The sequence below is a fragment of the Citrobacter sp. RHBSTW-01013 genome (assembly GCF_013781985.1).
Classification (GTDB): domain Bacteria; phylum Pseudomonadota; class Gammaproteobacteria; order Enterobacterales; family Enterobacteriaceae; genus Citrobacter; species Citrobacter braakii.
The window spans coordinates 1178737-1202821 of sequence record NZ_CP056185.1 but is presented as its reverse complement, the minus strand read 5'-3'; the positions used below and the strand labels follow the sequence as shown (position 1 = coordinate 1202821).

General features: G+C 53.3%; 26 protein-coding genes. 20 read left to right on the top strand and 6 right to left on the bottom strand.

From position 1 onward, the window contains the following. Window positions 1-8: 8 nt before the first annotated feature. On the bottom strand, window positions 9-899 hold the full coding sequence (locus tag HV350_RS05830) for a LysR family transcriptional regulator (protein WP_016157283.1): 891 nt from the start codon (window positions 897-899) through the stop codon (window positions 9-11). A gap of 98 nt (window positions 900-997) precedes the next feature. On the opposite strand from HV350_RS05830, the gene HV350_RS05825 reads away from it, so the two are divergent. From HV350_RS05825 to csiR, 7 genes are all read left to right on the top strand, one after another. Beyond that, on the top strand, window positions 998-1600 hold the full coding sequence (locus HV350_RS05825; RefSeq protein ID WP_047414795.1) for a short chain dehydrogenase: 603 nt from the start codon (window positions 998-1000) through the stop codon (window positions 1598-1600). Between the two features lie 260 nt (window positions 1601-1860). Continuing rightward, a complete protein-coding gene (gene glaH, locus HV350_RS05820; protein WP_016154132.1) occupies window positions 1861-2838 on the top strand; it encodes a glutarate dioxygenase GlaH in 978 nt (325 codons plus the stop codon). 19 nt (window positions 2839-2857) lie between these two features. Continuing rightward, on the top strand, window positions 2858-4126 hold the full coding sequence (gene lhgO, locus HV350_RS05815) for an L-2-hydroxyglutarate oxidase (RefSeq protein WP_049270955.1): 1269 nt from the start codon (window positions 2858-2860) through the stop codon (window positions 4124-4126). Window positions 4127-4149: 23 nt separating this feature from the next. Beyond that, entirely contained in the window at window positions 4150-5598 is a 1449-nt protein-coding gene (gene gabD, locus HV350_RS05810) for an NADP-dependent succinate-semialdehyde dehydrogenase (RefSeq protein ID WP_016154134.1), read from the top strand. 25 nt (window positions 5599-5623) lie between these two features. Beyond that, window positions 5624-6907 (top strand): 4-aminobutyrate--2-oxoglutarate transaminase, encoded by a 1284-nt coding sequence (gabT, locus tag HV350_RS05805; protein ID WP_046274853.1) that lies wholly within the window; start codon window positions 5624-5626, stop codon window positions 6905-6907. A 153-nt stretch (window positions 6908-7060) separates the two neighbouring features. Further along, window positions 7061-8461 (top strand): GABA permease, encoded by a 1401-nt coding sequence (gene gabP, locus HV350_RS05800; RefSeq protein ID WP_016154136.1) that lies wholly within the window; start codon window positions 7061-7063, stop codon window positions 8459-8461. Between the two features lie 45 nt (window positions 8462-8506). Beyond that, the gene (gene csiR, locus HV350_RS05795) at window positions 8507-9193 is read left to right on the top strand and encodes a DNA-binding transcriptional regulator CsiR (RefSeq protein ID WP_181629989.1); all 687 of its coding nucleotides are present in this window, start codon (window positions 8507-8509) and stop codon (window positions 9191-9193) included. Between the two features lie 12 nt (window positions 9194-9205). Here the strand turns inward: csiR and lysM are convergent, their stop codons facing one another. Together lysM and HV350_RS05785 are read right to left on the bottom strand one after the other, a co-directional pair. Then, window positions 9206-9655, bottom strand: coding sequence for a peptidoglycan-binding protein LysM (gene lysM / locus HV350_RS05790; RefSeq protein WP_016154138.1), 450 nt, complete (start codon window positions 9653-9655; stop codon window positions 9206-9208). Window positions 9656-9751: 96 nt separating this feature from the next. Beyond that, window positions 9752-9910, bottom strand: a complete 159-nt coding sequence (locus tag HV350_RS05785) for a YqaE/Pmp3 family membrane protein (RefSeq protein ID WP_003037242.1) — start codon at window positions 9908-9910, stop codon at window positions 9752-9754. 184 nt (window positions 9911-10094) lie between these two features. On the opposite strand from HV350_RS05785, the gene HV350_RS05780 reads away from it, so the two are divergent. From HV350_RS05780 to HV350_RS05770, 3 genes are all read left to right on the top strand, one after another. Further along, window positions 10095-10394, top strand: a complete 300-nt coding sequence (locus HV350_RS05780) for a metalloregulator ArsR/SmtB family transcription factor (protein ID WP_016154139.1) — start codon at window positions 10095-10097, stop codon at window positions 10392-10394. A 9-nt stretch (window positions 10395-10403) separates the two neighbouring features. Continuing rightward, window positions 10404-10931: a rhodanese family protein gene (locus tag HV350_RS05775; protein WP_016154140.1), complete on the top strand. Its 528-nt coding sequence runs from the start codon at window positions 10404-10406 to the stop codon at window positions 10929-10931. A gap of 80 nt (window positions 10932-11011) precedes the next feature. After that, window positions 11012-11191: a hypothetical protein gene (locus HV350_RS05770; protein WP_016154141.1), complete on the top strand. Its 180-nt coding sequence runs from the start codon at window positions 11012-11014 to the stop codon at window positions 11189-11191. A 36-nt stretch (window positions 11192-11227) separates the two neighbouring features. Here the strand turns inward: HV350_RS05770 and stpA are convergent, their stop codons facing one another. Further along, window positions 11228-11629: a DNA-binding protein StpA gene (stpA, locus tag HV350_RS05765; RefSeq protein ID WP_181629988.1), complete on the bottom strand. Its 402-nt coding sequence runs from the start codon at window positions 11627-11629 to the stop codon at window positions 11228-11230. A 557-nt stretch (window positions 11630-12186) separates the two neighbouring features. Between stpA and alaE the strand changes: the two genes are divergently transcribed. Then, window positions 12187-12636 (top strand): L-alanine exporter AlaE, encoded by a 450-nt coding sequence (gene alaE, locus HV350_RS05760; RefSeq protein ID WP_016154144.1) that lies wholly within the window; start codon window positions 12187-12189, stop codon window positions 12634-12636. Between the two features lie 36 nt (window positions 12637-12672). Here alaE and HV350_RS05755 read toward each other — a convergent pair whose 3' ends face one another. Next, window positions 12673-13023, bottom strand: a complete 351-nt coding sequence (locus HV350_RS05755) for a DUF2002 family protein (RefSeq protein WP_016154145.1) — start codon at window positions 13021-13023, stop codon at window positions 12673-12675. Between the two features lie 124 nt (window positions 13024-13147). Continuing rightward, window positions 13148-14482, bottom strand: a complete 1335-nt coding sequence (locus HV350_RS05750; RefSeq protein ID WP_019077524.1) for a PLP-dependent aminotransferase family protein — start codon at window positions 14480-14482, stop codon at window positions 13148-13150. A 90-nt stretch (window positions 14483-14572) separates the two neighbouring features. Between HV350_RS05750 and HV350_RS05745 the strand changes: the two genes are divergently transcribed. From HV350_RS05745 to HV350_RS05705, 9 genes are all read left to right on the top strand, one after another. Continuing rightward, a complete protein-coding gene (locus HV350_RS05745) occupies window positions 14573-15004 on the top strand; it encodes a carboxymuconolactone decarboxylase family protein (RefSeq protein WP_094168699.1) in 432 nt (143 codons plus the stop codon). A gap of 225 nt (window positions 15005-15229) precedes the next feature. Further along, on the top strand, window positions 15230-15475 hold the full coding sequence (nrdH, locus tag HV350_RS05740; protein WP_181629986.1) for a glutaredoxin-like protein NrdH: 246 nt from the start codon (window positions 15230-15232) through the stop codon (window positions 15473-15475). After that, entirely contained in the window at window positions 15472-15882 is a 411-nt protein-coding gene (gene nrdI, locus HV350_RS05735) for a class Ib ribonucleoside-diphosphate reductase assembly flavoprotein NrdI (protein ID WP_016157298.1), read from the top strand. The genes nrdH and nrdI overlap by 4 nt, the downstream gene beginning before the upstream one ends. Further along, entirely contained in the window at window positions 15855-17999 is a 2145-nt protein-coding gene (nrdE, locus tag HV350_RS05730) for a class 1b ribonucleoside-diphosphate reductase subunit alpha (RefSeq protein ID WP_181629984.1), read from the top strand. Before nrdI ends, nrdE begins: the two co-directional genes overlap by 28 nt. 10 nt (window positions 18000-18009) lie before the next feature. Next, the gene (gene nrdF, locus HV350_RS05725) at window positions 18010-18969 is read left to right on the top strand and encodes a class 1b ribonucleoside-diphosphate reductase subunit beta (RefSeq protein ID WP_181629982.1); all 960 of its coding nucleotides are present in this window, start codon (window positions 18010-18012) and stop codon (window positions 18967-18969) included. Between the two features lie 354 nt (window positions 18970-19323). Continuing rightward, window positions 19324-20526: a glycine betaine/L-proline ABC transporter ATP-binding protein ProV gene (proV, locus tag HV350_RS05720; protein ID WP_016157301.1), complete on the top strand. Its 1203-nt coding sequence runs from the start codon at window positions 19324-19326 to the stop codon at window positions 20524-20526. Beyond that, on the top strand, window positions 20519-21583 hold the full coding sequence (gene proW / locus HV350_RS05715) for a glycine betaine/L-proline ABC transporter permease ProW (RefSeq protein WP_181629980.1): 1065 nt from the start codon (window positions 20519-20521) through the stop codon (window positions 21581-21583). Before proV ends, proW begins: the two co-directional genes overlap by 8 nt. A 68-nt stretch (window positions 21584-21651) precedes the next feature. Further along, window positions 21652-22647, top strand: coding sequence for a glycine betaine/L-proline ABC transporter substrate-binding protein ProX (proX, locus tag HV350_RS05710; RefSeq protein ID WP_016154154.1), 996 nt, complete (start codon window positions 21652-21654; stop codon window positions 22645-22647). 180 nt (window positions 22648-22827) lie between these two features. Continuing rightward, entirely contained in the window at window positions 22828-24012 is a 1185-nt protein-coding gene (locus HV350_RS05705; RefSeq protein WP_181629979.1) for an MFS transporter, read from the top strand. The last annotated feature ends 73 nt before the right edge of the window (window positions 24013-24085 follow it).

Here is a 24085-nt window from a genome sequence, read left to right as displayed (position 1 = left end):
CGGCATTTTCATCTTAATTCCTGAACGGCACTGAGTACGTGCTCAACAAACCGCGTCAGCTTGGGCAGCGGACGCAAATCTTGTCGCCACAGTAGATGAATCGGCCGCGGCTGCGGCGTAAACTTTTCCAGTATCCGAATCAGTTTCCCGGTAGCCAATTCTTGCGCCAGCAGCACCTCCGGTTGTAATAACAGTCCGGCCCCCGCTACCGCCGCCATACGCAGGCCATGACCATCGTTACAGCGCAGGATCGCATCGCGCTTCCATCTGACTTCACCCGTCACGCCAGGCAGTATCCATTCGTTGCGAGCCGTCCACACGGTATGGGACAGGCACAGATGATCCACCAGATCCGCAGGCGTAAGGGGCGTGCCATGACGGGCAAGATAATCCTTTGATGCACAGATCGCCATACGGTAAGGACACAGGTATTTCGCCACCACATCAGTCTGATGGATATCGCCAATACGGATCGCCAGGTCGACGCCTTCATTCACCAGATCAACCATCCGGTTGGTCAGATCCAGCTCAATGCGCACCTCTGGCCAGGCCTGTAAAAACGCAGCGGCCAGCGGCGAGATAACGCAAGCGCCAAAAGAAGTAGGCGCGCTAATGCGCAGCGTCCCCGCAGGGGCCAGCCGCAGACGCTCTACCGAACGCTCAGCTATCGACACCTGCTCCAGCACGCGGCGGGCTTCTTCAAAATAGACACGCCCGGCATCGGTCAGGCTCTGGCGGCGAGTATTGCGCTCCAGCAGACGCGTGCCAAGCTGTGCTTCCAGTTGGGTGATATATTTTCCCACCATCACCGCAGACATCTCGAGTCTTGTTGCCGCGGAGGTAAAGCTTCCGCTCTCCACCACGGCGATAAACGTTTCCATGCCGCGCAGCTTATCCATATTACAAACCCCTGGTTAGTAATCATCTAACTTATAGCCAGTTTATCCGATTTCATTTTCATTAAAGAATAGCGGCTCACACTATTCTGGAGGTGGTTATGAAAATCGTCATTATTGGTGCCAGCGGTACAGTGGGGCGCGCAGTCACAGAAACGTTAAGCCGTAAACATGAGGTGATCCGCGTAGGTCGCACGCAGGGAGATTACCAGGTCGATATCACCTCGCAGGAGAGTGTCGAGGCATTGTTTGAAAAAGTCGGTCGGGTAGATGCGATCGTTTCCGCCACCGGCAACCTGTTCTTTGGCCCGCTGTCGACAATGACCGACGAGGACTTTAATCAGGGATTACAGGATAAGCTGTTAGGCCAAATACGTCTGGCATTAACCGGGCAACATTTCCTCAATGATGGCGGCTCGATTACGCTGATTAGCGGCATTATCGCCCATGAACCCATCGCACAAGGGGCGAATGCGGCAACGATCAATGCCGGGCTGGAAGGATTTGTGCGCGCTGCTGCCTGTGAGCTAGGTCGTGGCCAGCGCATTAACCTGATAAGCCCAACCGTACTCAGTGAATCCGCCGAAGCATACGATGGTTTCTTCCCAGGCTTTGAAAGCGTCCCCGCCGCTACCGTTGCCAATGCCTATCGCCGCAGCGTGGAAGGCATCCAAACCGGGCGCATTTATAAAGTCGGTTACTGACTTTGCTGCTGCCGTTGAGTTACCCTCAGCGGCAGAATAATTAACTCTTTGTTTTAAAATAACATTACCTATCCTCCCTTCTCATCCCCGCACTTAACCTCATTTTTTATAATGTTAAATAATTGTTGTTTTTGATCACAAATAATAAACAAAAAAGCCCATTCTGTGCGCGTTTTTCAAAAATGTAGATATTTTTAATTTATGGCTACGAAACGAGCTGCGCCATATCTCCCTGACAATCTACTGAGAGGAACGATTTGATGAACGCACTGACTGCCGTAAAACCGAACGCTGATGATCCAGCCCAGCACTACAGCGGTTTCACGTTGAAACCATCAGCCCAGTCCCCACGCCTGCTGGAGCTGACTTTTTCCGCTGAGACCACTGAGCAATTTCTGAAAGCCGTAGCGCAGTGGCCGGTGCAGGCACTGGAATACAAATCCTTCCTGCGCTTCAAAGTGGGCAAGATCCTCGACGACCTGTGCGGCAATCAGTTGCAGCCTTTGCTGCTGAAAACGTTGCTCGATCGTGCCGAAGGCGCACTGCTGATCAACGCTGTTGGCGTAGATGATGTGGCACAGGCTGAAGAGATGGTCAAGCTGGCGACGGCGGTAGCGCATCTTATCGGGCGCTCCAATTTTGATGCGATGAGCGGTCAATACTATGCCCGTTTTGTGGTGAAAAACGTTGATAACTCAGACAGCTATCTGCGCCAGCCGCACCGTGTAATGGAGCTGCATAACGACGGAACCTACCTCGAAGAAATCACCGACTATGTGCTGATGATGAAGATTGACGAGCAGAACATGACCGGCGGTAACTCGCTGCTGCTGCACCTCGACGACTGGGAACATCTGGATCAGTACTTTACCCACCCGCTGGCGCGTCGCGCCATGCGCTTTGCCGCACCGCCAAGCAAAAACGTCAGCCAGGAAGTGTTCCATCCGGTGTTTGACGTTGACCAGCAGGGCCGCCCGGTGATGCGCTACATCGACCAGTTCGTCCAGCCAAAAGATTATGAAGAAGGCGTCTGGCTGAGCGATTTGTCCGATGCGTTGGAAACCAGCAAGGCCATTATTTCCGTTCCGGTTTCAGTCGGTAAATTCCTGCTAATCAACAACCTGTTCTGGTTGCACGGTCGCGATCGCTTCACCTCGCATCCTGACCTGCGCCGCGAACTGATGCGCCAGCGTGGTTATTTCGCTTACGCGACAAACCACTACCAGACCCATCAGTAAGCGCGAAGGAAAAAAGCGGATGTATGATTTTGTGATTATTGGCGGCGGCATTATCGGCATGTCGACCGCCATGCAGCTAATTGATGTCTATCCGGACGCCAGAATCGCGCTGCTGGAAAAAGAGTCCGGCCCGGCCTGTCATCAGACGGGTCACAACAGCGGCGTAATTCATGCCGGGGTCTATTACACCCCCGGCAGCCTGAAGGCGCAGTTTTGCCTGGCCGGAAATCGCGCCACAAAAGCCTTTTGCGATCAAAACGGCATCCGCTACGACGTCTGCGGAAAAATGCTGGTTGCCACCTCCGAACTGGAAATGGAGCGCATGCGCGCGCTGTGGGATCGCACCGCCGCTAACGGCCTTGAGCGCGAATGGCTGAATGCGCAGGAGCTTCGCGAGCGTGAACCCAACATCACCGGGCTGGGCGGTATTTTTGTTCCGTCGAGCGGGATCGTCAGCTACCGCGAAGTCACCGCCGCGATGGCGAAGATATTTCAGGCCAAAGGCGGTGAGATTATCTACAACGCTGAGGTCAGCGCGCTAAAAGAGCACGCTGCGGGCGTTGTCGTACATACCCGTCAGGGTCAGGAATTTGAGGGAGCGACGCTGATTAGCTGCTCTGGCCTGATGGCGGACCGACTAGTGAAAATGCTCGGCGTTGAACCCGGCTTTATCATCTGTCCGTTCCGTGGCGAATATTTCCGTCTGGCGTCAGAACATAACCAGATAGTCAACCATCTGATCTACCCCATCCCCGACCCGGCGATGCCGTTTCTCGGCGTTCATCTGACCCGGATGATTGACGGCAGCGTCACCGTGGGCCCCAACGCGGTACTGGCATTTAAACGTGAAGGCTACCGTAAACGCGACTTCTCGCTCAGCGATACGCTGGAGATCCTCAGCTCTTCCGGCATTCGTCGCGTGCTGCAAAACAACCTGCGCTCAGGACTTGGCGAAATGAAGAATTCGCTGTGCAAAAGCGGTTATCTGCGGCTGGTACAAAAGTACTGCCCGAGTCTGACGCTCAAGGATCTGCAGCCCTGGCCTGCAGGCGTGCGGGCACAGGCTGTATCACCGGACGGCAAGCTAATCGACGATTTCCTGTTTGTCACCACGCCACGCTCAATTCACACCTGTAACGCGCCTTCTCCGGCAGCAACGTCGGCGCTCCCTATCGGCGCGCATATTGTCAGCAAAGTTCATGCGCTGCTGGAGAACCAGAGTAATCCCGGACGCACGCTGCGTGCGGCACGTAGCGTGGAAACATTACACGCCGCATTCACCCGTTAAAACGATTTAGACAGGACGCAATTATGCAACTTAACGATCCAACCTTATTTCGCCAGCAGGCACTGATCGACGGCAACTGGCGTGACGCCAACAGCGGCGAGACCATCGCGGTGACCAACCCCGCCAACGGTCAGCAATTAGGTAGCGTACCGAAAATGGGGGCGGATGAAACCCGCGAAGCGATTAACGCCGCTAACCGCGCTCTGCCCGCCTGGCGTGCGCTGACCGCCAAAGAGCGGGCCAACATCCTGCGCCGCTGGTTCAACCTGATGATTGAGCATCAGGACGATCTCGCCCGTCTGATGACCCTGGAACAGGGTAAACCGCTGGCAGAAGCCAAAGGTGAAATCACCTATGCTGCTTCCTTTATTGAGTGGTTTGCCGAAGAGGGCAAACGTATCTATGGCGATACGATCCCCGGCCACCAGGCCGACAAACGCCTAATCGTCATCAAACAGCCGATCGGCGTTACCGCCGCGATTACGCCGTGGAACTTCCCCGCGGCGATGATTACCCGCAAAGCCGGTCCGGCGCTGGCGGCTGGTTGCACAATGGTGCTTAAACCGGCCAGCCAGACCCCCTACTCCGCACTGGCGCTGGCAGAGCTTGCCAATCGCGCCGGGATCCCGGCAGGCGTTTTCAGTGTGGTGACCGGTTCAGCGAGCGCGGTCGGCAACGAGCTGACTGGCAACCCGCTGGTACGCAAGCTGTCATTTACCGGCTCAACCGAAATTGGCCGTCAGTTAATGCAGCAGTGCGCCAAAGACATCAAAAAAGTGTCGCTGGAGCTGGGCGGCAATGCGCCGTTTATCGTCTTTGACGATGCCGATCTTGATAAAGCCGTGGAAGGCGCACTGGCATCGAAGTTCCGTAACGCTGGCCAAACCTGTGTCTGCGCCAACCGCCTGTACGTGCAGGACGGCGTGTATGACCGTTTTGCCGAAAAACTCCAGCAGGCAGTGAGCAAACTGCACCTCGGCGATGGTCTGCAACCTGACGTCACCACCGGGCCGCTGATCGACGAGAAAGCGGTAGCCAAAGTGCAGGAACACATCGCCGATGCTCTGGATAAAGGCGCGCGCATTATCGCGGGTGGCAAACCTCACGCACTCGGCGGCAACTTCTTCCAGCCCACCATTTTGGTGGATGTGCCTGACAACGCGAAGGTCGCCAAAGAAGAGACGTTCGGCCCGCTGGCTCCGCTGTTCCGGTTTAAGGACGAGGCTGACGTCATCGCTCAGGCTAATGACACTGAGTTTGGTCTGGCCGCCTATTTCTACGCCCGTGATTTGAGCCGCGTCTTTCGCGTTGGCGAAGCGCTGGAATACGGCATTGTCGGGATTAACACCGGCATTATCTCCAACGAAGTCGCCCCGTTTGGGGGAATCAAAGCCTCCGGTCTTGGCCGTGAAGGATCGAAATACGGCATCGAAGACTACTTAGAAATCAAATATATGTGCATCGGCCTTTAATAAAATAAATACTGGAGAACACCTGATGAGCACCAACAAAGAACTTATGCAACGTCGCAGCAACGCCGTTCCCCGTGGCGTAGGACAAATCCACCCTATTTTTGCCGAGCGTGCAGAAAACTGTCGAGTCTGGGACGTTGAAGGCCGTGAATTCCTCGATTTTGCTGGCGGTATTGCGGTGCTGAACACCGGCCACCTGCACCCGCAGATCGTCTCTGCGGTAGAAGCACAGTTGAAAAAGCTGTCCCATACCTGTTTCCAGGTGCTGGCCTATGAGCCGTACCTGGAGCTGTGCGAAATCATGAATAAGAAAGTGCCGGGCGATTTCGCCAAAAAAACCCTGCTGGTGACAACCGGCTCGGAAGCGGTGGAAAACGCGGTGAAAATCGCCCGCGCCGCCACCAAACGAACCGGCACTATCGCCTTCAGCGGCGCTTACCACGGTCGTACCCACTACACCCTGTCGCTGACCGGGAAAGTAAACCCGTACTCTGCAGGAATGGGGTTGATGCCGGGCCACGTGTACCGTGCGCTTTATCCTTGCCCGCTGCACGGCATCAGTGAAGACGATGCTATCGCCAGCATTCACCGTATCTTCAAAAATGATGCCGCTCCGGAAGACGTTGCCGCCATCGTGATTGAGCCCGTCCAGGGCGAAGGTGGTTTTTACGCCGCCTCTCCTGCTTTTATGCAACGTCTGCGCGCCATTTGTGACGAGCACGGCATCATGCTGATTGCCGATGAAGTACAGAGCGGCGCGGGCCGTACCGGTACGCTGTTCGCTATGGAGCAGATGGGCGTTGCGCCCGATCTCACCACCTTCGCCAAATCTATCGCCGGTGGCTTCCCGCTGGCGGGAGTGACCGGGCGCGCCGAAGTCATGGACGCAATCCCACCGGGCGGTCTGGGCGGTACCTATGCCGGTAACCCGATTGCCTGTGCCGCCGCACTGGCGGTACTGAATATTTTCGAACAGGAAAATCTGCTGCAAAAAGCCAACGACCTGGGGCAAACCCTGCGCGAAGGCCTGCTGGCTATCGCGGAAACCCACCGCGAGATTGGCGATGTACGCGGGCTGGGAGCGATGATCGCAATCGAACTGTTTGAAGACGGCGATCACACGAAACCAGACGCCAAACTGACCGCGGAAATCGTCGCGCGTGCGCGCGATAAAGGGCTGATCCTGCTCTCCTGCGGACCTTACTACAACGTACTGCGCATTCTTGTCCCACTGACCATTGAAGATGCCCAAATCCGCCAGGGGCTGGACATTATCGCTCAGTGTTTTGCCGAAGCGAAGCAGGGTTAACAGCGCATTCGACCAATAAAAAACGCAATCCACAGGCCGGATAAAGCGGAGCCGCCATCCGGCAGACAGGGTCAATAACAATAAATACGCGTGCCCCGGCGCGGGAATGCCGGGGTGCTCTCCCAAGTGAAATACTTTCGAGAGGTTTAAAAGATGGGGCAAGTGTCACAATCACATGATTTAGGGGGCGGGCTGAAATCACGCCACGTCACCATGCTGTCTATTGCCGGGGTTATCGGCGCAAGTTTGTTTGTGGGTTCAAGCGTGGCGATTGCAGAAGCCGGTCCCGCAGTATTACTGGCCTATCTGTTCGCCGGATTGCTGGTGGTGATGATTATGCGCATGCTGGCCGAAATGGCCGTTGCCACCCCGGATACCGGTTCCTTTTCCACCTACGCCGATAAGGCCATCGGCCCGTGGGCGGGTTATACCATCGGCTGGCTGTACTGGTGGTTCTGGGTGTTGGTTATCCCGCTGGAAGCGAATATCGCCGCCATCATTCTGCACTCCTGGGTTCCAGGCATTCCTATCTGGCTGTTTTCTCTGGTTATCACGTTGGCATTAACCGGCAGTAATTTGCTGAGCGTCAAAAATTACGGTGAGTTCGAGTTCTGGCTGGCGCTGTGCAAAGTGATTGCCATTCTGGCGTTTATCACTCTCGGCGCGGTGGCGATTAGCGGTTTCTATCCCTATGCCGAGGTCAGCGGAGTTTCGCGCCTGTGGGATCAGGGCGGCTTCATGCCCAACGGCTTTGGCGCGGTGATCAGCGCGATGCTAATCACCATGTTCTCCTTTATGGGCGCAGAGATTGTTACCATCGCCGCCGCCGAGTCCGACACCCCGGATAAGCACATCGTCCGCGCCACCAACTCGGTTATCTGGCGTATCTCCATCTTCTATCTGTGCTCTATTTTCGTGGTCGTCGCGCTGATTCCGTGGAACATGCCGGGACTGAAAGAGGTGGGCTCTTACCGCTCGGTGCTGGAGTTACTGCATATCCCACACGCGAAGCTGATCATGGACTGTGTCATATTGCTGTCAGTAACCAGTTGTCTGAACTCCGCGCTGTATACGTCGTCGCGTATGCTTTACTCCCTGAGCCGTCGTGGCGATGCTCCCGCCTTTATGGGTAAAACGAACCGGAGTAAAACGCCTTATGTGGCGGTGTTGCTGTCTACGGGTGCCGCGTTCCTCACCGTGGTGGTCAACTATTACGCCCCGGCCAAGGTGTTCAAATTCCTGATCGACAGCTCCGGCGCCATCGCCCTGCTGGTTTATCTGGTGATTGCAATTTCCCAACTGCGGATGCGCAAAATCCTGCTGGCGCGAGGCGGTGAAATTAAACTGAAAATGTGGCTCTATCCGTGGCTTACCTGGCTGGTAATCGCCTTTATTATCTTTGTGCTGGTGGTGATGCTCTTTCGCCCGGCTCAACAACTGGAAGTTATCTCTACCGGGTTGTTAGCCATAGGAATTATTTGCACCGTGCCTATTATGTCACGCTGGAAAAAACTGCTATCGTGGCAAAAAGCACCGTTGCAAAATACGCATTAAACCTTTTCCCGGCGCAGGCCGGGAAAACCGTTCAGGAGTAAGACCATGACCGCCATTCCCCAACCGACGGCCATTGATGGATACCGCTGGCTGAAAAACGACATCATCCGCGGTGTGTATCAGCCTGATGAAAAACTGCGTATGAGCCTGCTGACCTCACGCTATGAGCTTGGCGTGGGACCGTTACGCGAAGCGCTTTCGCAGTTGGTTGCCGAGCGGCTGGTCACGGTGGTCAATCAGAAAGGGTATCGTGTCGCCCCAATGTCCGAACAGGAGTTGCTCGATATTTTCGATGCCCGCGCCAATATGGAAGCCATGCTGGTCGCGCTGGCCATTGAACGCGGCGGCGACGCCTGGGAAGCTGAAATTCTGGCGCGGGCGCATATGCTCGGCAAGCTTGAAGCCGTTGACGCCAGTGAACAGATGCTCGACGAGTGGGATCAGCGCCATCAGGCTTTTCACTCGGCAATTGTCGCTGGCTGCGGTTCACAGTATCTGCTGCAAATGCGCGAACGGCTATTCGATTTGGCGGCGCGCTACCGGTTTATCTGGCTGCGAAAAACGGTGCTGTCGGTGGAGATGTTGGAAGATAAACACGATCAGCACCAAACCCTGACCGAAGCAATTCTGGCACGCGATGCCGCAGGTGCCAGCGAATTAATGCGCCAGCACCTGCTGACGCCCATTCCGATTATTCAACAAGCGATGTCCGGCAAATTGCTGACGCAATAAGCCTGAACATTCTTATTGTTCTGGAATACGCAAAACCTGCCCTGGATAAATTTTATCCGGGCTTTTCAGCATCGGTTTATTCGCTTCAAATATCTGGTTATACAGGTTGGCGTTACCGTATACCTGTTTGGCAATAGCGCTCAGGGTATCTCCTGATTTTACGGTATAAAACTGGCTTTCACTCGCCGGTGCAGAAGTTTTTACCTGATCGTCGACGCTGGCAATACCAGAGATATTTCCAATCGCAATCAGGATTTTTTCTTTCGCTTCCTGACTTAATCCATCGCCAGAAACGGTGGCTTTACCTTCGTTAATTTGGACGTTCACTTTATCCGCATCCGGGATGCCCGTTTTGTTCAGGTGTTCCTGTACCTTTTTTGCCAGATCGGCAGTGTCATGGTTGCCAGTAACCGCATCCCACAGTTTTTCACCCGCATCTTTTACAAAATTAAAGAGTCCCATATCCACCTCGGTAGTTAACAATCAACACCAGGAAGTGTAGCAGAGGAGAAAGGAGCGCAAAGAAAACGGCGCCAGAGCGCCGTAGTAGAAAGGTAATTAGTTACGCGTTTGTATCCAGAAGGCGTGGATCAGACCCGGGATGTAGCCCAGCAGCGTCAGAACAATATTGAGGATAAATGCCCAGCCGAACCCCTTCCCCAGCAGCACGCCAAGCGGGGGCAGAATAATAGTAAAAACGATTCTCCAGAAACCCATACACACTCCATACAAGCAAAAAGTTACTCATTGTTTAAAAAGAGATTTTATCTCTAAGCATAGTCAGTGTACCTAACTCTGCCAGCCTTCCCCTGCTGTTTTACCCTCCTTTACGCTCTTTACGCTGGCGTACGTTGACCGCTTATTTTAGAATAAGCTTAATTTAGAACATACTTAAATACATATGACTGAACTTGAACAACTCCAGGCCAGCGCTGAGCAGGCTGCCGCCCTGCTAAAAGCGATGAGTAACCCGAAAAGGTTGCTGATTTTGTGCATGCTCTGCGGCTCACCCGGTACCAGCGCGGGCGAATTAGCCCGTGTTACCGGCCTGAGTCCTTCCGCCACTTCGCAGCATCTGGCGCGTATGCGTGAAGAGGGCCTGATAGACAGCCAACGCGATGCCCAGCGCATCCTGTACTCCATCAAAAATGCGGCCGTGAATTCACTGATCGCCACATTAAAAACACTGTATTGCCCATAAGGAGCCATCATGACCATTGGGACGATTTCCCCACGCGAGGCGCAGACGCTGGTCGCACAAGGCGCAAAACTGATTGATATCCGCGATGCTGACGAGTATCTGTACGAGCATATTCCGGAGGCGCATCTGGCGCCATTACCTACGCTAGAGCAGGGATCGCTGCCTGCGAATTTACGCGCCGGGCAGGTGATTTTTCACTGCCAGTCAGGCAAACGTACACAAAACGCGGCGACAAAACTGAACGCTATTGCCGCGCCTGCGCAGGTCTGGTTGTTGGAAGGTGGCATTGACGGCTGGAAAGCCGCAGGTTTTCCGGTGGCAAAAGATCGTTCACAACCGTTACCGCTGATGCGCCAGGTGCAGATAGCCGCAGGCAGCCTTGCCTTACTCGGCGTCATTCTGGGCTACACCGTTAGCAGCGCCTTCTTCCTGCTGAGCGGTTTCGTGGGTGCCGGGCTAATACTCGCTGGCGTGACCGGCTTTTGCGGCATGGCGCGATTGCTGGATATCATGCCCTGGAACCGACGTACTCATTAAGCGGTAATCATTGAAACTGCGCTGTACCCGCTGATTGACGTGATCTATGGTGAGTTCTGCGATAAATAAAGGAGAGCAATATGTTTAAACCTGGCGATCTGGTTCAACCACGCATGGGTGGACCTAAACTGAAAGTTGTCGAAGTCAATGGCGATCACATTGTGGCGGTACACGCCAGTAATGAAAGCGGCGAAAAATTCACGCTGAAAGCAGCTGACGTGACGCGATATACCGAAGAGGGTGATTTTGGCGTTTGCTGAAAATAAGCGGTGAGGTCGCCCTCACCGCATTAATAATCAGATCAAAAAGTCATCAAGAGATTTACCGGCAGCCAGTGCCTGGGCAATTGGCTTCGGTGTGCGACCCTGTCCGGTCCATGTTTTTGTTTCACCATTGAGATCGGTAAAACGATATTTCGCCGGGCGCGGCTGACGTTTTTTAACTGAACCTGCCATCGCAGGCGTCATGCTCAGCAGCTCTTGCGGATTGATCCCGTCTGCCTGCATCAGCGCCAGCAAAGTATTAATTTTTTCCTGCTGTTCTGCACGTTGGCGCTGTAGTTGTTCTTCTTCATCGCGGCGTTCTTTGGTCACTACCCTGAATTTTTCCAGCATATCTTCCAGCACATCAACGGAAAATTCACGAGCCATTGCACGCAGCGAGCGGATATTATTTAAGTTTTTTAACATTGAACTCATATTAACAAAACCTCTTTAACGTAAAACATAAAAACGGTATTACCCTAAATATTGTATGCAACTGCTTATTATATTTCCAGTCTAATTTATTCGCATATTACTAATCAAAAAAGCTAATTCGTGTATTTATTGCATCCATTTTGATATCGCCTATGCGATATATTCTATTCCTCTGCTAGTCGCTATAAATATACCTGCAAGGAGTCTCAGGGTATCACCCGAGAAACAGGCCACAACATCGCGCGGAGCCGGTGCGTATACATATTGCACATTAGTCAACATTGAGAAAAGGAGCGCAAAAAATTCAGAAAAACAAATTTCCATAACCCATTGATCTAAAATGCCTTTAATTAAATCAGCAACGAAAATACCAAAACGAACAAAAAACAAACCATTGCAGAGCATTTTATCGACAAAAAGGTAATAAATAAAAATTTTAAGCTAGTTGCTAGTTATTATCCAGGCAGATATCCTATTCAAACGCGAAAGCAGCAAGACAAATCACTAGAAAGAAGATATTCAAAACCTTTTTTTCCCTTTTTACAAGGAGCATTAACATGTTCTCTCCGCAGTCACGCTTGCGTCATGCAGTAGCAGACACGTTCGCGATGGTTGTTTATTGTTCTGTCGTGAACATGTTGATCGAAATATTCCTTTCTGGAATGAGCTTCGAACAGTCTCTGTACTCCAGACTGGTGGCTATCCCCGTCAACATACTGATCGCGTGGCCATACGGCATGTATCGCGATTTGTTTATGCGCGCGGCGCGTAAAGCCACGCAGGCAGGATGGGGGAAAAATCTGGCGGATGTGCTGGCTTATGTCACCTTCCAGTCACCAGTGTATGTGATTATTCTTTTGACGGTTGGCGCCGACTGGCACCAGATTACGGCTGCAGTAAGTTCGAACATCGTGGTATCAATGCTGATGGGCGCGGTCTATGGCTACTTTCTTGATTATTGCCGCCGCCTGTTTAAGGTCAGCAGCTATCACCAGGCTAAAGCCTGACAGATCTCTTCGCGACTGGCCCTGCCAGTCGCATTATTAGTTTGAACTAACGTCGCCAAACAACCCACTCAGATAACGCTCAAGCGCAATTCGCGAACTGAAGCCGTGCGGAATACCATAATGTTCGTGAGTCTCTCCGGCTAAATATAGCGGGAATTGCTGGTAGTGATCGCAGGTTTTAATATCCGTCGCAGGTTCCGCCAGCGAAGAGCTGCGCTCTTTTAGCGTGGGATGGATAACTAATGCGGTACGTCCCATACGTGCTTCACGGTTAACGTACACATAATTTTCGCCACGACGATAGCCATACGTTTTTTGCGTCACTACATCGACGGTAAAGCCCACTTTTTCAAGTACGCGCGCCACCTCATCAGGTCGTAAATACATATATTTTCCTCGTTATCTTTTTTACTGCGGGCTTACCTTACCTGATTCAGCATTAGCAACGCTTTCAGAAAAGTCCATAAACGAGTGGCGATGGTGGGACGAATATCTTAAGAACCGCGCAGAATTATGTCAGCGACATCCGCAGTTGATACGCCGCCTGCTGCGCCATTTCCACCGAGCTGATGTTAGTAAACGACAACAATATTCCCCCCTTTCCTGCTGAAGTTATTCGCCAGCGGCTTAACGCCTGAACCGCCAGCCCGGCCTGATTCGCTTTGCGCACTAGCGCAACATCATCTCCGTCGACAGTTATCACCAGCTGAATCCCTCCTTCCTGAGGAATGACGTTAAATCCTTGTTCGCTCAGCGCGTTTTCCATCCATTGACGTCGCAGGGCATAATTCTGGCGCATACGTTTTAAGTGCCGCCAGAAGTGGCCATCTTGCATAAAATCCGCCAGCGTTTGCTGCCATAAAACCGGAACGCTACAGGCCGTTAGCGCCGCCTGCTGACGAAAATGTTCGACCTGAGTCAGGGGTACCACCAGCCATGCCGTGCGCAAAGCCGGAAACATCGATTTGCTGAACGTTCCGGCATAAATCACCCGCTGGGGCGCATCCAGACTTTTTAGCGGCGGCAACGGTTTACCGTGGTAGCGAAATTCACTGTCGTAATCATCTTCAATGATCCACGCCTGCGCCCGAGTCGCCCATTCAAGCAGTTGGTGGCGACGGTCTAATGACAGGGCGACGCCCAGCGGACTTTGGTGTGCGGGTGTGAGCAGCACAAAACGCGCCTGCGGGTAGTCACGGATCCCAGCACAGACATCCAGACCATCGGCATCAACCGACACCGGCATCAGCTCAATGCGCTCCTGAGCCACCACGGGGTGAATCAACGGAAAGCCAGGATCTTCGACCCACATCCCCTCACCGGGTTGAGACAGAGCGCGCAGGATTAACGTCATTGATGCCGCGTAACCTGAAGTAATAAAAATCTGCTCCGGCTGGCACTCAATACTGCGTGAGACGCGCAGGTAATCGACAATCGCCTGACGTAAAACCCGTTCGCCGCAAACATCGCCCACGGCCAGGTCAAAACGCGTTTGGGTGCGTAAACGCCGCCCCATCACCCGCGCCCAGACGTCCCGCGGGAAGAGATCGAGTGCGGGTAATCCCATCTGAAAAGGCTGCGGCCTGGGGTTTTCTCCGGCGAAGATGGCGGGAGACACAGGTGCGTTTTCCGGTCGCAGTTGCTCACTGACAAATGTTCCTGCCTGCCCGCGTCGCGCGAGCCAGCCCTGCGCCACCAGATCTGCATAGGCATTTTCCACCGTCGAACGTGATACCCCCAGCTCCTGGGCCCAGGTCCGACTGGAGGGTAATCTTGTGCCTGGCTTTAGTTCACCTTTCTCAATGGCGTTTTTTAACTGACGGGCGATTTGCTGATAGCGTGGCATTTATGGTCTGCTTTTTTGGCAACAATATGGCTCTCTATAGCAGTCCATTATAGTGCTACATTGCGGGTCATCCAAACGAGGAGAAATACCATGACAATGTTACGCCAGCCCTATTATGAACTCAGTCCTGAAATCTATAACGCTTTGGTTCAGGCCAGCAAAGCGCTGGAAAACTGCGCGCTGGAACCTACGCTGACGGAACTGATTTACCTGCGAGTCTCGCAAATCAACGGCTGCGCCTTTTGCCTGGAAATGCACAGTAAGGCGCTGCGCAAATCCGGTGTTGCGCAGGCCAAACTGGACGCGCTGGCAGGCTGGCGGGTGAGTCATCACTTCAGCGAGCAGGAGCGTGCGGCACTGGCGTGGGCCGAATCCGTGACCCATATAGCCAACACCCATGCCGAAGATGACGTTTATCTGCCGCTACTCGACCATTTTAGCGCGAAAGAGATTAGCGATCTGACGTTTGCTATTAGCCTGATGAACTGCTTTAACCGTCTGGCGGTAGGGATGCGCATGTGATTCTGCGCTGCCGGATGGCGACATAAACGCCATCCGGCAACCTGCCATAGTTTCTATCACTTCCTCCGTCACGCTCATCACCCATGCCCTCATCAATCTAAAATTACCATATCTTGTATGGTTGAATCTTTTTAAAACTACATCTAGTATCTCCTCTATCAAGACACACGCAACCTGACGCCCTCTATCGCGTCATTCTTTTACTTTTAGATGGAAATACGAATCATGCGCATTGTTATTTACACTCGTAACAACTGTGTTCAGTGCCACGCCACTAAGCGGGCGATGGAAAGCCGCGGGTTTGACTTTGAGATGGTAAACGTCGATTTACACCCCGATATGGCTGATCGCCTGCGCGATCAAGGCTTTCGTCAGTTACCGGTCGTGGTCGCAGGGGAAACCAGTTGGTCAGGATTTCGCCCGGACATGATCAACCGTCTGCGCCCGGCTCCTCAAGTGGTCAGCGCATGAGTCAGCTCGTCTACTTTTCCAGCAGCTCCGAAAATACGCACCGCTTCATGCAGCGTCTGGGGCTGCCTGCCATCCGCATTCCGCTTAACGAACGCGAGCGGATCCGGGTAGACGAACCTTACATTTTAATCGTGCCCTCCTACGGTGGCGGCGGTACAGCTGGCGCGGTCCCGAGACAGGTGATCCGCTTTTTAAACGATACGCACAACCGGGCGTTAATCCGTGGAGTGATCGCCTCCGGCAATCGCAATTTCGGGGACGCCTACGGTCGCGCGGGTGATGTCATCTCACAAAAATGCGGCGTGCCGTGGCTCTATCGCTTTGAGCTGATGGGCACCCAAAGCGATATCGACAACGTGCAAAAAGGAGTGAGCGAATTTTGGCAACGACAACCGCAGAACGTGTAATACAGCAGACGCTGGATTATCACGCCCTGAACGCCATGCTGAATCTGTACGATAAGGCCGGGCGCATTCAGTTCGACAAAGACCATCAGGCGGTGGAGGCGTTCTTTACCGCCCACGTCCGCCCCAACTCGGTGGCGTTTGCCAGCCAGCAGGCGCGTCTGGACACGTTGGTGGATGAAGGCTATTACGATGCCAGCGTGTTAGCCCGCTACGATCGCGCGTTTGTGCTGAAGCTATTCGCCCACGCCCACGCCAGCGGATTCCGTTTCCAGACGTTCCTCGGCGCATGGAAGTTCTACACCAGCTATACGCTGAAAACGTTCGACGGGAAGCGCTATCTCGAAGACTTTGAGGATCGCGTAACGATGGTGGCGCTCACGCTGGCGCAGGGCGATGAAGCGCTCGCTCTGCAACTGACCGATGAAATGCTCTCCGGGCGTTTTCAACCCGCCACGCCAACCTTTTTAAACTGCGGTAAACAGCAACGCGGCGAGCTGGTTTCCTGCTTCCTGTTACGCATTGAAGACAACATGGAGTCAATTGGACGGGCGGTCAACTCGGCGCTGCAACTCTCCAAACGCGGCGGCGGCGTGGCATTTTTGCTCTCTAACCTGCGTGAGGCAGGTGCCCCCATTAAGCGCATTGAGAACCAGTCCTCTGGGGTGATCCCGGTAATGAAAATGCTGGAGGATGCGTTTTCTTATGCGAATCAATTAGGGGCGCGTCAGGGTGCAGGCGCGGTGTATCTGCACGCGCATCATCCGGATATTTTGCGTTTTCTCGATACCAAACGTGAAAACGCCGACGAGAAAATCCGTATCAAAACGCTCTCGCTTGGTGTGGTGATCCCGGATGTCACCTTCCAGTTAGCCAAAGAAAATGCCCAAATGGCGCTGTTTTCACCGTATGACGTGGAACGCATTTACGGCAAACCATTCGGTGATATCGCCGTAACTGAACGGTATGACGAACTGGTTGCCGACAAACAAGTGCGCAAAAAATACATTAACGCCCGCGATTTCTTCCAGCGGCTGGCCGAGATCCAGTTCGAGTCCGGCTACCCTTACATCATGTTTGAAGACACGGTGAATCGCGCTAATCCAATTGCCGGTCGTATCAATATGAGCAACCTGTGCTCAGAGATTTTGCAGGTTAACAGCGCTTCCACCTACGATGAAAACCTCAATTACGCGCAAACAGGGCACGATATCTCCTGCAACCTCGGCTCGTTGAATATTGCTCATACCATGGATTCGCCAGACTTTGGGCGCACCGTGGAAACGGCGGTTCGCGGTTTAACGGCCGTTTCGGACATGAGCCATATCCGCAGCGTACCCTCAATTGAGGCCGGGAACAGCGCATCGCACGCTATCGGTCTTGGGCAGATGAACCTGCACGGGTATCTGGCACGGGAAGGTATCGCCTACGGCTCACCTGAAGGGCTGGATTTCACCAATCTCTATTTCTACACCATCACCTGGCATGCGCTGAATACGTCGATGAAGCTCGCCCGCGAGCGCGGCAAAACTTTTGCCGGATTCAGACAGTCCCGCTACGCCAGCGGTGAGTATTTTAACCAGTATCTACAGGGCGACTGGCAGCCAAAAACCGACAAGGTTCGCACACTGTTTGCCGCCAGCGGCATTACGCTGCCAACGCGCGAAATGTGGTCGCAGCTGCGTGAAGATGTCATGCGCTACGGCATTTATAACCAGAATTTACAAGCGGTTCCGCCAACGGGTTCTATCTCCTACATCAACCATGCGACATCAAGCATTCACCCGATCGTGTCAAAAGTGGAGATTCGCAAAGAGGGCAAAACCGGGCGCGTTTACTACCCTGCCCCGTTTATGACCAATGAGAATCTGGCCTTGTATCAGGATGCCTACGAGATTGGTCCACAAAAAATCATTGATACCTACGCTGAAGCAACGCGGCATGTCGATCAGGGGCTTTCACTGACGCTCTTTTTCCCCGATACCGCCACCACTCGCGATATCAACAAAGCGCAAATTTACGCCTGGCGTAAAGGCATCAAATCGCTGTATTACATCCGACTACGCCAGTTGGCGCTGGAAGGAACCGAAATCGAAGGTTGCGTGTCATGCGCGCTGTAAGGAGGACAACATGACATTATCCCGCGTGAGTGCCATCAACTGGAACAAGATTGAGGATGATAAAGATCTCGAGGTTTGGAATCGCCTGACCAGTAACTTCTGGCTACCGGAAAAGGTCCCGCTCTCCAACGATATCCCGGCCTGGCAAACGTTGAACGCCGACGAACAGCAGCTGACTATCCGCGTTTTTACCGGGCTGACGCTGCTCGACACCATTCAGAACATAGCCGGTGCGCCAGCATTGATGGCCGATTCGTTAACGCCGCATGAAGAGGCGGTGCTATCGAATATCAGCTTTATGGAAGCGGTGCACGCCCGTTCGTACAGCTCAATTTTCTCCACTCTTTGCCAGACCAAAGACGTGGATGCGGCTTACGCGTGGAGTGAAGAAAATACCCCACTCCAGCGCAAGGCGCAGATCATTTTGACACATTACGCCAGCGACGAACCGTTGAAGAAAAAAATTGCCAGCGTGTTTCTGGAATCCTTCCTGTTCTATTCCGGCTTCTGGTTGCCAATGTATTTCTCCAGCCGCGGAAAACTGACCAATACCGCCGATCTCATTCGTCTGATCATTCGTGATGAAGCCGTTCACGGGTATTACATTGGTTATAAATATCAAAAAGGTCTGGAGCACATTTCTGAATCCGCACGCGAGGAGTTAAAGAATTTTGCCCTCGACCTGCTGATGGAATTGTATGATAACGAAGCGCGTTATACGGAAGAATTGTATGCAGAAACCGGCTGGGTGGATGACGTCAAAGCCTTCCTTTGCTACAACGCCAATAAGGCATTAATGAATTTGGGGTATGAGGCATTATTCCCGCCAGAAATGGCGGAGGTTAACCCAGCAATCCTTGCTGCGCTGTCGCCCAACGCTGACGAAAACCACGATTTCTTCTCGGGTTCCGGCTCATCATATGTGATGGGAAAAGCTGTCGAAACCGAAGACGACGACTGGAATTTCTAGCACTCATTTCCGCGGAAAATACCGTACATTTTTCGCGGAAATATTCTAACAGGATCACACTTTTGTCGTGCAAATATAATTGTGTGATCTACACTCAATATCAGTCGCATTATTCGCCTGCATTTCAGCAATTCAGGCGACTTTTCATTGCCATTTACAAAAAATATTACCCCATTCACATTCGCGCTCAGCCCTTATATCACGGGAAGTCCCGCCACATGGCCTTCGGCAATATTCGTGCCACAAACAAATTCAGGGTTGTCTCAGATTCTCAGTATGTTAGGGTAGAAAAAGGTCACTATTTCCATCAGGTAATATATCGATATAAACAAATAACAGGAATCATTCTATTGCATGGCAATTAAATTAGAAGTTAAAAATCTCTATAAGATATTTGGAGAGCATCCGCAGAGAGCTTTCAAATATATTGAAAAAGGACTTTCAAAAGAGCAGATTCTGGATAAAACAGGGCTATCGCTTGGCGTTAAGAACGCCAGTCTGGCCATTGAAGAAGGCGAGATATTTGTCATCATGGGATTATCCGGTTCGGGTAAATCCACAATGGTACGCCTTCTCAATCGCCTGATTGAACCCACCCGCGGGCAAGTATTGATTGACGGCGTAGACATCGCCCGGATATCCGATGCTGAGCTTCGCGAGGTGCGCAGAAAAAAGATTGCGATGGTTTTCCAGTCCTTTGCCCTGATGCCGCACATGACGGTCCTGGACAATACGGCATTCGGCATGGAATTAGCCGGTGTTGGCGCGGATGAACGTCGTGAAAAAGCGTTAGATGCGCTGCGTCAGGTTGGTCTGGAGAATTATGCTCACGGATACCCGGATGAACTTTCCGGAGGGATGCGCCAGCGTGTGGGCCTCGCCCGTGCATTAGCCATTAACCCTGACATCTTATTAATGGATGAGGCCTTTTCTGCCCTCGATCCGTTAATTCGTACCGAGATGCAGGATGAACTGGTAAAACTACAGGCGAAACATCAACGTACCGTGGTCTTTATTTCCCACGATCTCGACGAAGCTATGCGTATTGGCGACAGAATTGCCATTATGCAAAACGGTGAAGTGGTCCAGGTCGGCACGCCAGATGAAATCCTGAATAATCCGGCCAATGATTATGTACGCACCTTCTTCCGCGGCGTTGATATTAGCCAGGTCTTTAGTGCCAAGGATATTTCACGTCGTAGCCCTGAAGGTTTAATTCGTAAAACGCCCGGGGTCGGTCCACGTTCAGCGCTGCAATTATTGCAGGACAAAGATCGCGAATATGGTTACGTGATCGAGCGCGGCAATAAATTCGTCGGCGTTGTCTCTATCGACTCTTTAAAAACAGCATTAAGTCAGGCGCAAGGTATTGAAGCGGCATTGATCGATGAGCCGCTAGCCGTGGATGCACAAACTCCTCTCAGCGAGTTGCTTTCTCATGTCGGCCAGGCCCCGTGCGCGGTGCCGGTTGTTGATGAGGAACAGCAGTATGTGGGCATCATTTCAAAACGCATGCTGTTACAGGCTTTAGATCGTGAGGGGGCAAACAATGGCTGATCAAACCAATCCGTGGGATACCACACCAGCGACCGACAGTGCCGCACAAACCGCCGATGCCTGGAGTACGCCATCAGGCGCGCCAGCTGACGGCGGTAGCGCAGACTGGCTGACCAGCGCACCCGCGCCGGCGCCAGAGCATTTCAATATTATGGATCCGTTCCATAAAACGCTGATCCCGCTGGATAGCTGGGTCACAGAAGGGATCGACTGGGTCGTTACCCATTTCCGTCCGGTCTTCCAGGGCATTCGAGTCCCGGTGGATTATATTCTCAACGGCTTCCAGCAGCTTCTGTTGGGTATGCCTGCCCCGGTGGCGATTATCCTGTTCGCTCTGATTGCCTGGCAGATTTCCGGCGTTGGAATGGGCGTTGCTACGCTGATTTCATTGATTGCAATCGGGGCCATCGGCGCGTGGTCGCAGGCCATGATCACCCTGGCGCTGGTACTAACCGCGCTGCTGTTCTGCGTGGTGATCGGTCTACCGATGGGGATCTGGTTGGCGCGCAGTCCACGGGCGGCAAAAATTGTTCGTCCGCTGCTGGACGCCATGCAAACCACACCGGCGTTCGTCTATCTGGTGCCGATCGTCATGCTGTTTGGTATCGGCAACGTCCCGGGCGTGGTGGTAACGATTATCTTCGCCCTGCCGCCAATCGTGCGTCTGACCATTCTGGGGATTAACCAGGTGCCAGCCGACTTGATTGAAGCCTCGCGCTCATTTGGCGCCAGCCCGCGTCAGATGCTGTTTAAAGTCCAGCTCCCGCTGGCGATGCCTACCATTATGGCCGGGGTCAACCAGACGCTGATGCTGGCGCTCTCAATGGTCGTCATCGCGTCGATGATCGCCGTCGGCGGACTGGGTCAGATGGTTCTGCGCGGAATCGGTCGTCTGGATATGGGGCTTGCCACCGTCGGCGGGGTTGGGATCGTGATCCTCGCCATCATTCTCGACCGCCTGACGCAGGCTGTCGGTCGCGACGCCCGTAGCCGTGGCAACCGTCGCTGGTACACCACCGGCCCCGTTGGGCTTATCACTCGCCCATTCACGAAGTAATTCACCCGTTGCCCGGTGGCGTATTGCTTACCGGGCCTATACGTCCCTCCAATATTTAAGGAACAACGATGCGACAGAACGTCATTATTGCCACAGCGTTTGCCACCCTTGTCTCCACCAGCACTTTCGCTGCCGATCTGCCAGGCAAAGGCATCACTGTACAGCCAATCCAGAGCACTATCTCTGAAGAATCCTTCCAGACGCAACTGGTCGCCCGTGCGCTGGAGAAACTGGGTTATACCGTTAACAAAACAAGTGAAGTTGACTACAACGTCGGCTATACCTCCATTGCCTCTGGCGATGCAACTTTTACCGCTGTGAACTGGCAGCCGCTGCATGATGATATGTATGCCGCAGCGGGCGGAGACAAAAAGTTCTATCGCGAGGGGGTATTCGTTACGGGTGCCGCGCAAGGTTATCTGATCGATAAAAAAACCGCTGAGCAGTATAAAATCACCAACATTGCCCAGTTAAAAGATCCGAAGATCGCCAAAATCTTTGACACCAACGGCGACGGAAAAGCAGACATGATGGGCTGCTCGCCGGGCTGGGGCTGCGAAGCGGTGATCAACCACCAGAACAAAGCCTTCGATCTGGAAAAAACCGTCGAGGTCAGCCACGGTAACTATGCGGCGATGATGGCTGACACTATTACCCGCTTTAAAGAAGGCAAACCCATTCTTTACTACACCTGGACACCGTACTGGGTGAGCGACGTAATGAAACCGGGTAAAGATGTGGTCTGGCTGCAAGTACCGTTCTCTTCCCTGCCAGGCGAGCAGAAAGACATTGATACCAAGCTGCCAAACGGCGCCAACTACGGCTTCCCGGTGAACACTATGCATATCGTCGCCAACAAAGCCTGGGCGGAGAAAAACCCGGCTGCGGCGAAACTGTTTGCCGTCATGAAGCTGCCGCTGGCGGATATCAACGCGCAGAACGCGATGATGCACGACGGGAAAGCATCTGAAGCCGACGTGCAGGGTCACGTTGACGGCTGGATCAAAGCCCACCAGCAACAGTTTGATGGCTGGGTGAAAGAAGCGCTGGCTGCGCAGAAATAACCCCCCTCGTAGGTCTGATAAGCGTAGCGCCATCACACCAATGCCGGATGGTGGCGCGCTGCGCCTTATCCGGCCTACACGCCCTCCTCCCAACCGCACAATCCATCACCCAACAAATCAGCAACATTTAATCACTTACGTTATGATTGTTTTCTGCAACCCATTTTTCAGTTGAAAACCATGACGAAAACCACTCAGGGACTTAGCCCTTCGCTGATCCTGTTAATGTCTATCGCCACCGGCCTCGCCGTCGCCAGTAACTATTACGCGCAGCCGCTGCTCGACACCATCGCACGTAACTTTTCGCTATCGGCCAGTACCGCTGGCTTTATCGTCACCGCGGCCCAACTCGGCTATGCCGCCGGCCTGCTGTTTTTAGTACCGCTTGGCGATATGTTTGAACGCCGGATGCTGATCGTCTCCATGACGCTGTTAGCGGCAGGCGGCATGCTTATTACCGCCAGTAGCCAGTCGCTGGGCATGCTGATCCTCGGCACCGCCCTGACCGGGTTGTTCTCGGTAGTGGCACAGATTCTGGTTCCGCTGGCGGCGACGCTTGCCACGCCGGATAAGCGCGGTAAAGTTGTCGGCACCATTATGAGCGGCCTGCTGCTGGGTATCCTGCTGGCGCGCACCGTGGCGGGATTACTGGCCAATCTTGGCGGCTGGCGCACCGTATTTTGGGTCGCATCGATATTAATGGCGCTGATGGCGATTGCGCTGTGGCGCGGTCTGCCGAAGATGAAATCAGATACTCATCTCAACTATCCGCAACTGTTAGGCTCCGTATTCAGCCTGTTTATCCATGATAAATTGCTGCGTACCCGCGCGATGCTGGGCTGCCTGACCTTTGCCAATTTCAGTATTCTCTGGACCTCTATGGCGTTTTTGCTCGCCTCGCCGCCGTTTAACTACTCCGAAGGAACGATCGGGCTGTTTGGCCTGGCAGGGGCCGCAGGGGCGTTAGGCGCGCGTCCGGCAGGTGGTTTTGCCGATAAGGGAAAATCACATCTCACCACGACCACAGGTCTGTTATTACTGCTGCTCTCCTGGTGGGCTATCTGGTTAGGGCATAGTTCCGTACCAATGCTGATTATCGGTATCCTGGTCCTGGACCTCACCGTTCAGGGTGTGCATATCACCAACCAGACGGTTATCTATCGCATTCATCCGGACGCGCGTAATCGCCTGACCGCCGGATACATGACCAGCTATTTTATTGGCGGGGCGGCAGGTTCGCTGATTTCGGCCTCCGCCTGGCAGCATGCCGGTTGGGCTGGCGTTTGTCTGGCCGGTACGACCGTTGCCCTACTCAACCTGTTGGTCTGGTGGCGAGGATATCACCGTCAGGAAGCCGTAAATTAAGCATATAGCGTATGTTTACCGCTGATTGGGCTCCGCAGGGTGTTAAGGAGCCCATCAGTCTGCTAAGGTTATA